The organism is Algibacter lectus (genome assembly GCF_004368925.1).
Classification (GTDB): Bacteria; Bacteroidota; Bacteroidia; order Flavobacteriales; family Flavobacteriaceae; genus Algibacter; species Algibacter lectus.
Genome location: NZ_SORL01000007.1, coordinates 420082 through 432736, shown reverse-complemented (window position 1 = coordinate 432736; position 12655 = coordinate 420082). Strand labels below are relative to the sequence as shown.

Sequence of the window (12655 nt, the reverse complement as noted above, 5' to 3'; positions counted from 1 at the left end):
TATTGAACATCTAAAATACAAAAAGTCCCGAATGAATCGGGACTTTTATTAATAACTTACATGGTTATTCATTATAGTTTTACTGGTTTGTATGAAACCATTTCTATACGTTCAGAATTGGCATTGTAATATTCTACAACAAACTCACCTTTCTCGGTTAAGTAACCAATACCGTTATATGTTTCTCTTTTTACAATATAACTCCCAGGATTTTTTGTGCTCCACGCTTTACCAACAACCACAAATTCATTATCATTATTATCAAAAATAATATTGAATCCGCCGTAACTAGGCGAAAATTTAAAGCTTTTATCATTGCTTATATAGTGTATCTCTTTAGATAATAAATCGTAATCGGGATCTAAATCATCATCTACCATCACCATGGTCTCAATCTTTTTAGTTGTTGCAACACGTTGTTGATCTACCTTTTCTTTATCATCCAAAGCCAATTCCACGTTAGATGTTTCTCGAGAAATAACTTTAAGTTTACTTTCCGTAACTTCTTCGCCATTATTGTATTTAACCGTTTTTTCAATAGTTTCTTGTTTTACTTCTTTGGGTTTTTCTTGTGCCATGGATGTACCACAAACCAGCAGTACAAACATGTATATATAATTTTTCATTGTTTTTATTTTTAATAATTTGAATTAATAATTTATCACGGATGATAAATCCACTCTAGTTGTTAGAGAATTCATTCTGCTTAGCTACTTGCTCTCCTTCTACAGATAATTTGTTATCAAATTGTAACGTTCTAATAGGGAACGGGATGTTAATTCCAGCCTTATCGTAAGCTTTCTTAATTGCTATAATAGCCGATGTTTTTGCTCTATATTTTTCAAGTAAACTTTCAGAATCAATCCAAAATCTACATAAATAATTAATAGAACTTCCTCCAAATTCTTCATAATAAAACTCAACATCATCTGCGCTTTCTACTTGGTCAAAAGTTTCTGCTATAGTTTGTTTTGTTAATCTTTTTACTTCTTCCAAATCAGATTCATACCCAACACCACAATTTAATGCGACACGCATTCTGGTTGTTAAAGAATAATTTTTTAAAGGATTTTCTAAAATCATTTTATTAGGAAGAATCACAATATTATTATCGGCTTCCTTTATAACAAACTCTTTTAAATTTATATCCATTACCTCTCCAGAATGGCCATTGGTTTCTACCCAATTTCCAATTTGAATTTTCTCTCTAAACGAAAGAGATATACCAGCAACCGTATTACTTAGCGTATTTTGTAATGCTAAACCAATAGCCAAACCAGCAACACCTGCTGTAGCTAATAACGAGGTTAACGTTTTACTTAAATTAAGTATCCCTAAAGAGATATATAAACCTATTAGCACTACAACTACCGCAGCAATCCGAGACATCATTTTAGAAACAGAGTCTTGTTTTACTCTTTTTGAAATAATTTTATACGTAAAATTATTAACATATTTCGCTACAAAATATGCAGCTACTGATACTAAAATTGCTAGTGCTATATTTGGTAAATAATGTATTATGGTTGCAAACCAACCCTCTAATTTTGTTACAAGGCCATCAAAAGCCTCACTAAATGCTGTATCCATTTTTGTAAATATTTTTTTTTATGATTTATTAATTAATTTTTAAGAAAAATTAACAAAACTTAAATAGCCTCCGCAGATTCAGGATGTGCAATTTCAGATGGCTTTTTTGTCCACGCCTCTAACATCCAACTTGTTTTTTCAAGTTCACGAATGTAAGCACCAATTAAATCTGCAGTTCCTTCATCGGAAGCTGTTTCTGCTTTTTCCATTACTTTCCCCATTTGTTCTAAAAGTAATTTGTGATCATTTAAGGTTTCTAAAACCATAGCACGATCGGATTTTAGTACGGCCTTTTCCTTTATAGTTGAAGATTTAAGATAATCTTCCATTTGGCTCATTGGGTGATAACGCAGCGTTAAGATACGCTCTGCGATTTCATCAATTTTAATACGAGCATCATTGTACATATCTTCAAATTTTTCATGTAAATCGAAAAAATTTCTTCCAACAATATTCCAATGGTTGCTTCGTAATTTTTGATAATAAACGTGGTAGTCAGCTAATAAAATATTCATTTCTACCACCACGGGTAATACTTCTTCATCGTTCATTTTTAAATAGCTCATAATTTATTGTTTGTGTTCCCACTCAATATAAGGGCTATATAAAAATTGTCAAGTGCTTTAACAGGCTTTAACGGTATTAAGATTTATTTAACTTAAATTATGTTAAATAAAACCCAAAAAGTTAAATTAATTAAGAAGAAAAGATTATAAATTAATCTATAAAATCGATGTTTTTTAGAATTAAACCAGATGCCGGAGCGATATAATTCATTTTAATATCATTATCAGGTTTTAAACTATCCTTTATGTCTTGAAGTGTTAATTTACCTTTACCTAAATCTATAAGCGTTCCCATCATTAAACGAATTTGGTTTCGCATAAAACCTTTGCCTTGTACGCGTAGAATATAGGTTTTTTCAGGAAAATAATTAGCAGTATATAGTGTGTTTTCTACCAATTCACACAGCATAATTTCACGTGTGTAGATACCATTATCGGTAGGTTTGTAGCAGTACGTTTTTAAATAATTCTCACCTTCGAATAATTTCGCACCTTCTTTCATTAGCTCAATATCCAACTTATCAAGAATAGTGGTCATTATAGGCGCACAGAACGGATGACATTTTTCGCCATGAGCAAATAAATATAAATATTCTTTAATTTTAGAATTCTGAATAATATTGAACTTCGCATCAACTTCCTTAATATCTAAGGCGCGAATATCTTGAGGCAAATTACGATTAAAGAGCTCTAAAAAAGCAGATAGATCTTCAATAGGTTCAAATAAAAACAACTCTATTGCTGCACATTCTGCAGACACCATAGCATCTGTTCTACCAGAACTTAAACTTTTAAAACGTTTACCTTCTAAAATAAAATTAAACGTTCTATCTACCATTAAATGTAACGTTTTCACGTCTGGCTGTTTTTGCCAACCATGAAAACGATAGCCCAAATATTGAATGGTAATTAAATAAAAATATTTTTTCAAAAGGAACGGTTTACTTGTGTCTGCCTACTAATTCCTTTTCAATATCTTTTAACGTGAAGCCTTTAGCTTGAAGCAACATAAGGTAATGAAACATTAAATCAGCAGATTCGTATAAAAACAACTCATCGTTATTATCCATAGCCTCAATAACCGTTTCTACAGCCTCCTCGCCTACTTTTTGTGCCACTTTATTAATGCCTTTTGCAAACAAACTCGCTACATAAGATTTTTGAGTATCCTTATTAGCAACACGTTCGGTTATAACATCTTCTAAAGTTGAAAAGAACCCGTAATTAGATTTGTTTTCTTCTTTCCAACACGTATCAGTTCCGGTGTGGCAAGTTGGTCCAACAGGATTTACTTGTATTAAAAGAGAATCGTTATCACAATCGTTTTTAATATCGACTACATTTAAAAAATTACCACTTTCTTCACCTTTAGTCCAAAGACGTTGTTTGCTTCTGCTAAAAAAAGTAACTGTCTTAGTTTCTAAAGTTTTCTCGTAAGATTCAGCATTCATATACCCCAACATCAAAACATTTTTTGTTGTTGCATCTTGAATAATTGCAGGCACTAGTCCGTTACTGTCGTATTTAATAGTCATAATAAATTTTTATAGGTTACTGAATTAGATTCAGTATGACGACTAAAGTCGTACTTCGATATTATTTGCTTTTAATTCTTTTTTTAATTCAGGAATTGGAATTTCACCAAAGTGAAAAACACTAGCAGCCAAAGCTGCATCCGATTTTCCGATTTCAAAGGTATCAATAAAATGTTGAACATTACCCGCACCTCCCGATGCTATTATTGGAATATTCAAGCTTTCTGATAATTTAGCTAAAGCTTCATTAGCAAAACCGTTTTTTGTACCATCGTGATTCATTGATGTAAATAAAATTTCACCTGCACCACGTGTTTCAACCTCTTTTGCCCACTCGAATAAATCAATATCCGTTGGAATACTTCCGCCAGCTAAATGCACTTTCCATTGTCCGTCAACTTGTTTAGCATCGATAGCGACAACCACACACTGACTTCCAAATTTATTTGATAACTCGTTTACTAATTCAGGACGTTTTACTGCCGATGAATTTATAGATACCTTATCTGCACCACAGTGTAAAAGCTCGTCTACATGCTCTACAGAAGAAATCCCACCACCTACTGTAAACGGAATATTCACTTGTTCTGCAACACGTAAAACCATATCTAACGTGGTGCCACGACCTTCTAAAGTCGCCGAAATATCGAGAAAAACAAGTTCGTCTGCACCAACATCGGCATATTGTTTTGCCAATTCTACCGGATCTCCAGCGTCACGTAAATCGACAAAGTTGACACCTTTTACAGTACGACCGTTTTTAATATCTAAGCAAGGAATTATTCTTTTTGTAAGCATTATTTTTAATGTTGTTGGTTTTTAGTTGATTGCTGTTAATAAGTAACTAACCTTTTAAAAACGGATTAGGATTTATTTAAAATGAAATCCTCTAATTGTTTTAAGCTTATTTTATTCTCGTAAATTGCTTTACCGATAATTGTGCCTTCGCAGCCTAATTCGGCTAATTTTGGTAATTCATCAAAGGTTGAAATACCTCCACTTGCAATTAATTTTATATTTGGAAGCTGTGATAACATTTTTTCATACAAATCAAAAGATGGACCTTCTAACATCCCATCTTTAGCGATATCGGTACAAATAACATACTGCACACCATCTTTTTGATAATTTTGAACAAAGGGAATTAAATCTTCATCAGATTCTTCCAACCAACCACTAATAGCAATCTTTTCGTTATTGGCATCTGCTCCTAAAATGATTTTATCTGAACCAAATTTGGATAACCAATTTTTAAAAATATCAGGTTGTTTTACCGCAATACTACCACCAGTAATTTGTCCAGCACCAGATTCGAATGCAATTCGTAAATCGTCATCCGTTTTTAAACCACCACCAAAATCAATTTTTAAACTCGTTTTAGAAGCTATTTCTTCTAAAACTTTATGATTTACAATATGGCTAGCCTTAGCACCATCTAAATCTACTAAATGTAAAAACTCAATACCATGAGCTTCAAACTGTTTAGCGATTTCTAAAGGATGCTCATTATATATTTTTTTAGTGTTATAATCACCTTTTGAAAGTCGTACACATTTGCCGTCTATAATGTCTATTGCTGGTATTATTCTCATTTTTTTTGGTTACTTGTTGTTGGTTATTTGTTTTACTCCGTTGTAATTACCTAGGATGTAAACTAAAGATCCAAAAAGTTTTGTAAAATTTTAGCGCCTTCGGTTCCACTTTTTTCTGGGTGAAATTGTACACCATAGAAATTATTGTGTTGTAAAGCCGATGCATAATTTAAGCCATAATCGGTTTTTGCAATAGTTTCATTACAATGCTCAGCATAATAACTGTGCACCAAATACATGTACTCGTTTTCTTTTAAACCTTTGAATAAATCGGATTTTAAATCTTTAATCACATTCCAACCCATGTGCGGTACTTTTACAGAATGATCAAAACGTTTTACATCTGTTTGAAAAATGCCTAGTCCTTTGGTATTACCTTCTTCTGTGGTTTTACACATGAGTTGCATACCTAAACAAATGCCTAAAACAGGTTGTTTTAAAGTCGGAATTAAATCGGCTAAACCACTTTCTTCTAACATTTTCATGGCAGAACTTGCTTCTCCAACACCTGGGAAAATAATTTTATCGGCTGCCAAAATTTCTTCGGGATTGTTCGATAAAATAGCATCGACACCTAAGCGTTTAAAAGCAAACTGTATGCTTTTTATATTTCCGGCTCCGTAATTTATTATAACTAATTTCATTTTTTTGTTGTTCGTTTTTGATTGTTTATCGCATGATTATACTAATAACCATCCACTAAAAACCAAAACCATTTTATAACATCCCTTTTGTACTCGGCAAAAACATTTTGTTGGAATCGCGTTTAACCGCCATTTTCATTGCTTTTGCGAAGGCTTTAAAAATACCTTCAATTTTATGATGTTCGTTTAATCCTTCCGCTTTTACATTTAAATTACATTTAGCACCATCGGTAAACGATTTAAACAAGTGGAAAAACATTTCAGTTGGCATATCACCAATTTTTTCACGTTTAAATTCCGCATCCCATTCTAACCAGTTTCTACCACCAAAATCCACCGCAACTTGCGCTAAACAATCATCCATTGGTAAACAGAATCCGTAACGCTCAATACCTAATTTATTACCTAGAGCTTTATTGAATAATTCACCTAAAGCAATCATGGTATCTTCAATAGTATGGTGTTCGTCTACATTTAAATCACCATCTACTTTCACTGTTAAATCCATGGCACCATGACGTCCAATTTGATCCAACATATGATCGAAAAACGATAAACCTGTATCAATATCATTTTTACCAGACCCATCTAAATTCAACTTAATATAAATTTTAGTTTCATTCGTGTTTCTTGTAATTTCTTGAACGCGATCTTCTAATTTTAAAAAATTATAAATAGCTTCCCAATCGTTACTTTCCAAAGCTATATAAGGATCTAGCGCGTCACGCTTCACCGTAATTTCATCGGTTCCTAAATGCGTTTCATCATTAATAAAAATGCCTTTAGAGCCAAGGTTTTTAGCCAACTCTATATCCGTTAAGCGATCCCCAATTACAAATGAATTTTCTAAATCGTAATCATCGGAAAAGAATTTGGTTAATAATCCGGTGTTTGGCTTTCTTGTTGGTGCATTATCTTTAGCGTAAGTTTCATCGATATAAACTTCTTTAAAATCGATGCCTTCATTTTTGAATGTACTTAATACAAAATTGTGAATTGGCCAGAATTTTTCAGAAGGATTATCGGGTGTTCCCAAACCATCTTGGTTGGTTACCATGATAATTTCGAAATCTAATTCTTTACAAATTTTACCTAAAAATTGAAATACTTTCGGATAAAAAACCAGTTTTTCAAATGAATCTACTTGTTCGTCTGCCGGCTCCTTAATTAAGGTGCCATCACGATCTATAAATAATACTTTTTTCATATAACTTGTTATAACCCTGAATTTATTTCAGGGTCTTTTAATTAATCATGATACTTTTATAAGTTCCTGAAACGAGTTCAGGATTTCGAAATTAATAAAAGATTTTTTATTAATTCCTCATTCTCCTCTTTAGTTCCAACGGTAAATCTCAAACAATTTTCACAGCCAAACTGCGTGGTCCTATTTCTAACAACAACCCCTTTTTCTACCAATTGATTGTAACGTTTTGTTGCATCATCCACTTTGGCTAATATAAAATTAGCATCCGATGGATATATTTTTGACACAAAAGAAATAGTTGCTAAATCTGAAATTAATACAGCGCGTTCTTCAAGAATATCTTGTATTTGTTTTTTAGCTAAATCCTTATTATTCAAAAGCTCAATGGCTTTTTTCTGACTTAATTCATTAACATTATACGGTGGCTTAATGGTGTTTAAAACTTTAAGAATTTCTTCGGAAGCATAACAAATTCCCAATCTAATTCCAGCCATACCATAAGCTTTAGAAAGCGTTTGAGTAATGACTAAATTAGGAAACTCTTCTAAACGAGTTAACCAACTTTTTTCAGTTGAAAAATCAATATATGCTTCATCAATAACCACTAAACCTTTAAATGTTTTCAGTAATTTTTCAACAGACTCCGTTGAAAAGCTATTCCCTGTTGGATTGTTTGGAGAGCATAAAAACAGGACTTTACTATGTGCATCTGCAGCTTCCAAAATGGCATCAACTTTAGGTTGAAAGGTTTCCGATAAATTAACTTTACGAATTTCAACAGCATTCAAATTCGCTAAAACCTCATACATACCATAAGTTGGCGGTAAAGAAATCACGTTATCTTGATGCGGCTCACAAAAGGCTCTAAAAATTAAATCGAGTACTTCATCACTTCCATTCCCTAAAAGAATATGTTTTGCTGAAACCCCTTTAATTTCTGATAAAATGGCTTTCACCCCTTTTTGTTGCGGATCAGGATAACGATTTACACCGTTATTATACGGGTTTTCGTTAGCATCTAAAAACACCATAGCATCACTGTTCCCTTGAAACTCATCTCTTGCAGACGAGTACGGCTTTAATGCTTTTATAGTTGGCCTTATTAAATTTTGAATGTTCATTATTGTGCTACACTGCATTTATCACAGCGTCTAATTATTTGTGTTTTGCTGAAACAAGTTCAACAACTTATTTATTTTAAATCTTTTAATCGAATAGAAACAGCGTTCTTATGAGCTTGTAAACCTTCTGCTTCTGCCATTAACTCAATAGTTTCACCGATATTTAAAAGTCCTTCTTTAGATATTTTTTGAAACGTCATTTGCTTTAAAAAACTATCTAAATTCACACCCGAATAGGCTTTACTAAATCCGTTAGTTGGTAAGGTATGGTTGGTTCCTGACGCATAATCTCCTGCACTTTCCGGTGTATAATCGCCAATAAAAACAGAACCAGCATTACGAATACCATCCACATAAAAGTCGTTAGCTTCAGTACAAATAATAAAATGTTCTGGGCCGTACTCATTTATCATTTCTAAAGCAACCTCATGATTTTCAACATAAATCAGCTTAGAATTAGCAATCGCTTTTTCTGCAATCGCTTTACGCGGAAGTACTTCTAATTGCTTCTCAATTTCAACAGAAACCTTTTCAATAATATCATTTGATGTTGAAACCAAAATAACTTGACTGTCCGTACCATGCTCAGCTTGACTTAGCAAATCTGAAGCAATATAAGCTGCATTTGCACTCTTGTCGGCAACAACCAATAACTCACTTGGTCCCGCAGGCATATCTATAGCCACACCGTGTTTGGTAGCTAATTGCTTAGCTACGGTTACAAATTGATTACCGGGTCCGAAGATTTTATAAACCTGAGGTATACTTTCTGTTCCAAATGTTAAGCCAGCAACAGCCTGAATGCCACCAACTTTTATAATTTTAGTAACACCACATAGATTTGCCGCAAACAAAATTTCTGGCGCCAACTCCCCTTTTTTATTTGGAGGAGAGCATAAAACAATCTCTTTACAGCCCGCAATTTGTGCTGGAACTGCCAACATTAAAACGGTTGAAAACAAAGGCGCCGTTCCTCCTGGAATATACAAACCTACTTTTTCAATAGGTCTTTTTTCTTGCCAGCACGATACACCGTTTGTTGTTTCTACTTCAACTTTCGATGTTTGCTGTGCCCTATGAAAAACTTCAATATTTTGTTTTGCTTTTTTAATAGCATTTTTAAGTGGTTCTGCAACTGTTTTTACAGCCGCTTCAATCTCTTCGGGAGATACAATATTCGACTCTAAATCTACACCATCAAAACGAACAGTATATTCTTTTATAGCCGCATCACCTCTAGCAACGACATCTTGAAAAACACGTGTTACAGTGCCTTCAATATCATTAACCGTTTGGGTTGGACGTTTTAAAATTTCCAACCAATCGATTTTATTTGGATTGTTTATTATTTGCATACTCTTACATTTTGAGATTTCCGTTTTAACAGAAATAGAAAAACAAATTAATTAAAGCACCATTTTTTCAATTGGACAAACTAAAATACCTTGTGCGCCATTTGCTTTTAGGCCTTCAATAATATTCCAAAAATCGTTTTTCGGGATTACCGAGTGTACAGAACTCCATCCTTCTTGCGCTAATGGCAATACCGTTGGACTTTTCATTCCTGGTAGTAATGAAATAATAGCGTCTAATTTATCGTTTGGTGCATTTAAAAGCACATACTTAGAGTTTCTTCCTTTTAAAACCGATTGAATTCTAAATTGAATGGTATCTAAAATAGCTTGCTTTTCTTCACTTAAAACTGGCGAAACCGCAAGTACTGCTTCCGAAGTTAAAATCGTTTCAACTTCTTTTAAATTGTTTTTAAACAGTGTACTTCCACTAGAAACAATATCGCAAATAGCATCGGCTAAACCAATATTTGGTGCAATTTCTACAGAACCATTAATAATATGAAGGTTTGCTGTAATACCATTTTTCTTTAAATACTGTTGTACTGTATTTGGGTAAGATGTTGCAATACGCGTACCATCTAAGTCTTTAACACCATTGTAATCGGCGTCTTTTGGCACAGCAATACAAACGCGGCATGAAGAAAAACCTAATTTTTCAACCACATTAATGCCTTCTCCTTTTTCAATTAAAACATTCTCTCCGATAATAGCGGCATCTACAACACCATCTTTTAAATATTGAGGAATGTCTCCATTTCTTAAATAAAACACTTCTACAGGAAAACCTTTAGCCGAAGCTTTCAATTGGTCTTTACCGTTATCGATAGAAATACCGATATCTTTTAGAAGCGCCATTGAGTCTTCATTTAAACGTCCTGATTTTTGTACTGCAATTCTTAAGTTACTCATTTTATTTGGTTTATGAGTTTGAAACAATCTCGTTGGTTTTAAAAAAATAAACCCGCTTGATTGGCTCAAACGGGTTTAAATATATGTTGATTTTATTCAATACATTTTCACTTCGCCTGAGAGCAAATTTGAAAATGATGATGGATTTGAATAAAAGTCATGTCTTTTGTTTTTACAACGTTACAAATATGCAAAATATATGTTTAAAACGCCAAATTATTCAGAATTAAATTTTCAATATTTATACTTTCCTTAGTTTTATTTAAAAAAGATTAATTAATCTTCAAAATAAGGTTTAATATACTGAGTTGTTTAATCCATACTGCTCATTTTAATTATTGATTTCCTAAAATAATAGGTAATCCACTATCACCAGAACCAATAATAATAGTTTTACTGTTTGGAGATTCAGATAATTTTACTGTAGCTTCAATACCTTTATCCTGAAGTATTTTATCTGTAAGCGATGCACTTAAAATTCTATTTGCATCAGCCTTACCTTGCGCTTCAATAATTACTTTTTCTGCTTCTTTTTTCGCGGTAACTAATCTAAACTCGTATTCTAAAGATTCTTGCTCTTGTTTAAGCTTGCGCTCAATAGCATCTTTAATAGTAGTTGGTAGTTTTACGTTTTCTACAAGCACACGTTTTACATTTACAAACTGACCATCTAACTCGTTTCTTACTTCTTCCAAAATCTCTAATTCAATAATATCCCTTTTACTAGAATATAATTGCTCTGGCGTATAACGCCCTACAACACTTTTTGCTGCCGCATTAATCGCTGGGTTTAAAAGCTCACGGATATAATCTTCACCTTTTGTTTGTATTAAATTACCTAAGTTTTTAAACTCTGGCTGAAACCAAATTGTTCCGCTTACAGTAATATCTAAACCATTTACAGAAAGTACATTCATGTTTTCTGAAATAGATTGCTGGCGTACCTTTTGAACAATCATATCGTTCCATGGTGCTACAATATGGAAACCTTCACCATAAGTATGTTCCGTATTAACACCACCTCCTAAAGGCTCAAATAAAACACCACCTTCACCAGGACCAATGGTTACTAAAGATTTTGATACAACTATAATTAGTACAATTATTCCAATAATAAAGGGAAATGCAATTTTTGGTAATTTTTCCATATTTAATTTTTTATTTAGTTCTCAAAGATAAGGTATTTAAACAGGTTTAACGAATTAAAAACCAATTATAGACACCACAAATCAAGTGTTAAAACTATAGCTAATTCCTTCTAAAATTCTTAATTTTAATCTAGATTTTACACCCTAAAACTATAATATTATGAAAACAATTATCATATCATCCGATTTCTCGGAAGAAGCACAAAATGCAACCTTATACGCCATACAAACCGCTAAAAAAGTTAAAGCTAAACTGGTGCTTTTTCATTTACATATTTTATCTATACATGTTGTGCAATCTAGATTGCCTTACAAAAACATATTACAATCTATAGATTACGCAAAAACCAAAATAGAAAACCGTGCTAAAAAACTTTCTGAAACTTACGGTATTGAAATTAAGGTGGATTTCGCCATGGGAGAATACTTTAAACAACTGCAGCGCTCTATTGAAGAACATCATGCCGATATGATTATTATGGGTATGCATACAAAAACCATAGAAGGCGATTTATTAGGCAGTACAACCTCTGAAGCAATTAATAAAATTCAAATTCCTATTTTGGCTGTGCCAATAAAAGCGAAATTTACAAGTATCGATAAAATATTATTCGCTTGTGATTTGGATAAAGGATTAACATCTAATATCTTAAAAGAAATTAAGAAGACTACTAAAAAGTTTGATGCCGAACTGAGAGTGTTTCATGTAAATAATAAAATATCAGAATTAGAAAGCAACGTTGAAATTTTAAAACCATTAGAGGAAGTCTCATATTATTACAAAAACGTGCAATCTGAAGCTGTTATAGACGAAATAAGAAACGAAATGCTAGAATACAAACCCGATGTCCTAATTATGGTGCCTTACGAGTACGGCTTCTGGTCTTCGTTAATTCATAAAAGTAAAACACGTATTATGTCTTCTGGATTAGATATTCCATTATTATCAATACGAGGATAATACATCTCAAAGTTTTAATATAAAAAA

14 protein-coding genes are annotated in these 12655 nt (G+C 32.7%); 1 reads left to right on the top strand and 13 read right to left on the bottom strand.

Features of this window, described 5'->3' with window-relative positions:
* Window positions 1–71: 71 nt before the first annotated feature.
* The 13 genes from DFQ06_RS02830 to DFQ06_RS02770 form a co-directional block, all read right to left on the bottom strand.
* Window positions 72–626 carry a hypothetical protein gene (locus tag DFQ06_RS02830; RefSeq protein ID WP_133965895.1) on the bottom strand — a complete coding sequence of 185 codons (555 nt, stop codon included), beginning with the start codon at window positions 624–626 and terminating at the stop codon, window positions 72–74.
* Window positions 627–681: 55 nt separating this feature from the next.
* Complete coding sequence (locus DFQ06_RS02825; RefSeq protein ID WP_074935944.1) at window positions 682–1590, bottom strand: mechanosensitive ion channel family protein; 909 nt, start codon at window positions 1588–1590, stop codon at window positions 682–684.
* Between the two features lie 59 nt (window positions 1591–1649).
* Window positions 1650–2156 (bottom strand): Dps family protein, encoded by a 507-nt coding sequence (locus tag DFQ06_RS02820; protein ID WP_133965894.1) that lies wholly within the window; start codon window positions 2154–2156, stop codon window positions 1650–1652.
* A 151-nt stretch (window positions 2157–2307) separates the two neighbouring features.
* Window positions 2308–3087 carry a tRNA pseudouridine synthase A gene (locus DFQ06_RS02815; protein WP_133965893.1) on the bottom strand — a complete coding sequence of 260 codons (780 nt, stop codon included), beginning with the start codon at window positions 3085–3087 and terminating at the stop codon, window positions 2308–2310.
* Window positions 3088–3097: 10 nt separating this feature from the next.
* Window positions 3098–3691: a bifunctional phosphoribosyl-AMP cyclohydrolase/phosphoribosyl-ATP diphosphatase HisIE gene (gene hisIE, locus DFQ06_RS02810; RefSeq protein ID WP_042506800.1), complete on the bottom strand. Its 594-nt coding sequence runs from the start codon at window positions 3689–3691 to the stop codon at window positions 3098–3100.
* Window positions 3692–3733: 42 nt separating this feature from the next.
* A complete protein-coding gene (gene hisF, locus DFQ06_RS02805; RefSeq protein ID WP_042495030.1) occupies window positions 3734–4489 on the bottom strand; it encodes an imidazole glycerol phosphate synthase subunit HisF in 756 nt (251 codons plus the stop codon).
* Window positions 4490–4554: 65 nt separating this feature from the next.
* Window positions 4555–5283, bottom strand: a complete 729-nt coding sequence (gene hisA / locus DFQ06_RS02800) for a 1-(5-phosphoribosyl)-5-[(5-phosphoribosylamino)methylideneamino]imidazole-4-carboxamide isomerase (protein WP_042506802.1) — start codon at window positions 5281–5283, stop codon at window positions 4555–4557.
* A 62-nt stretch (window positions 5284–5345) separates the two neighbouring features.
* On the bottom strand, window positions 5346–5927 hold the full coding sequence (hisH, locus tag DFQ06_RS02795; RefSeq protein WP_133965891.1) for an imidazole glycerol phosphate synthase subunit HisH: 582 nt from the start codon (window positions 5925–5927) through the stop codon (window positions 5346–5348).
* Between the two features lie 73 nt (window positions 5928–6000).
* Window positions 6001–7134 carry a bifunctional histidinol-phosphatase/imidazoleglycerol-phosphate dehydratase HisB gene (gene hisB / locus DFQ06_RS02790; protein WP_133965890.1) on the bottom strand — a complete coding sequence of 378 codons (1134 nt, stop codon included), beginning with the start codon at window positions 7132–7134 and terminating at the stop codon, window positions 6001–6003.
* 77 nt (window positions 7135–7211) lie between these two features.
* Window positions 7212–8255 carry a histidinol-phosphate transaminase gene (hisC, locus tag DFQ06_RS02785; RefSeq protein ID WP_133965888.1) on the bottom strand — a complete coding sequence of 348 codons (1044 nt, stop codon included), beginning with the start codon at window positions 8253–8255 and terminating at the stop codon, window positions 7212–7214.
* A gap of 71 nt (window positions 8256–8326) precedes the next feature.
* A complete protein-coding gene (hisD, locus tag DFQ06_RS02780) occupies window positions 8327–9610 on the bottom strand; it encodes a histidinol dehydrogenase (protein ID WP_133965887.1) in 1284 nt (427 codons plus the stop codon).
* 51 nt (window positions 9611–9661) lie between these two features.
* Complete coding sequence (gene hisG, locus DFQ06_RS02775) at window positions 9662–10519, bottom strand: ATP phosphoribosyltransferase (RefSeq protein WP_074935961.1); 858 nt, start codon at window positions 10517–10519, stop codon at window positions 9662–9664.
* Between the two features lie 335 nt (window positions 10520–10854).
* Window positions 10855–11667: a prohibitin family protein gene (locus DFQ06_RS02770; RefSeq protein ID WP_042495022.1), complete on the bottom strand. Its 813-nt coding sequence runs from the start codon at window positions 11665–11667 to the stop codon at window positions 10855–10857.
* A gap of 160 nt (window positions 11668–11827) precedes the next feature.
* Between DFQ06_RS02770 and DFQ06_RS02765 the strand changes: the two genes are divergently transcribed.
* Complete coding sequence (locus DFQ06_RS02765; RefSeq protein WP_133965886.1) at window positions 11828–12628, top strand: universal stress protein; 801 nt, start codon at window positions 11828–11830, stop codon at window positions 12626–12628.
* Window positions 12629–12655: the final 27 nt, after the last annotated feature.

Coding starts and splice junctions, on each gene's coding strand:
- DFQ06_RS02830 (WP_133965895.1), bottom strand. CDS start 626: ATGAAAAATTATATATACATGTTTGTACTGCTGGTTTGTGGTACATCC.
- DFQ06_RS02825 (WP_074935944.1), bottom strand. CDS start 1,590: ATGGATACAGCATTTAGTGAGGCTTTTGATGGCCTTGTAACAAAATTA.
- DFQ06_RS02820 (WP_133965894.1), bottom strand. CDS start 2,156: ATGAGCTATTTAAAAATGAACGATGAAGAAGTATTACCCGTGGTGGTA.
- hisIE (WP_042506800.1), bottom strand. CDS start 3,691: ATGACTATTAAATACGACAGTAACGGACTAGTGCCTGCAATTATTCAA.
- hisF (WP_042495030.1), bottom strand. CDS start 4,489: ATGCTTACAAAAAGAATAATTCCTTGCTTAGATATTAAAAACGGTCGT.
- hisA (WP_042506802.1), bottom strand. CDS start 5,283: ATGAGAATAATACCAGCAATAGACATTATAGACGGCAAATGTGTACGA.
- hisH (WP_133965891.1), bottom strand. CDS start 5,927: ATGAAATTAGTTATAATAAATTACGGAGCCGGAAATATAAAAAGCATA.
- hisB (WP_133965890.1), bottom strand. CDS start 7,134: ATGAAAAAAGTATTATTTATAGATCGTGATGGCACCTTAATTAAGGAG.
- hisC (WP_133965888.1), bottom strand. CDS start 8,255: ATGAACATTCAAAATTTAATAAGGCCAACTATAAAAGCATTAAAGCCG.
- hisD (WP_133965887.1), bottom strand. CDS start 9,610: ATGCAAATAATAAACAATCCAAATAAAATCGATTGGTTGGAAATTTTA.
- hisG (WP_074935961.1), bottom strand. CDS start 10,519: ATGAGTAACTTAAGAATTGCAGTACAAAAATCAGGACGTTTAAATGAA.
- DFQ06_RS02770 (WP_042495022.1), bottom strand. CDS start 11,667: ATGGAAAAATTACCAAAAATTGCATTTCCCTTTATTATTGGAATAATT.
- DFQ06_RS02765 (WP_133965886.1), top strand. CDS start 11,828: ATGAAAACAATTATCATATCATCCGATTTCTCGGAAGAAGCACAAAAT.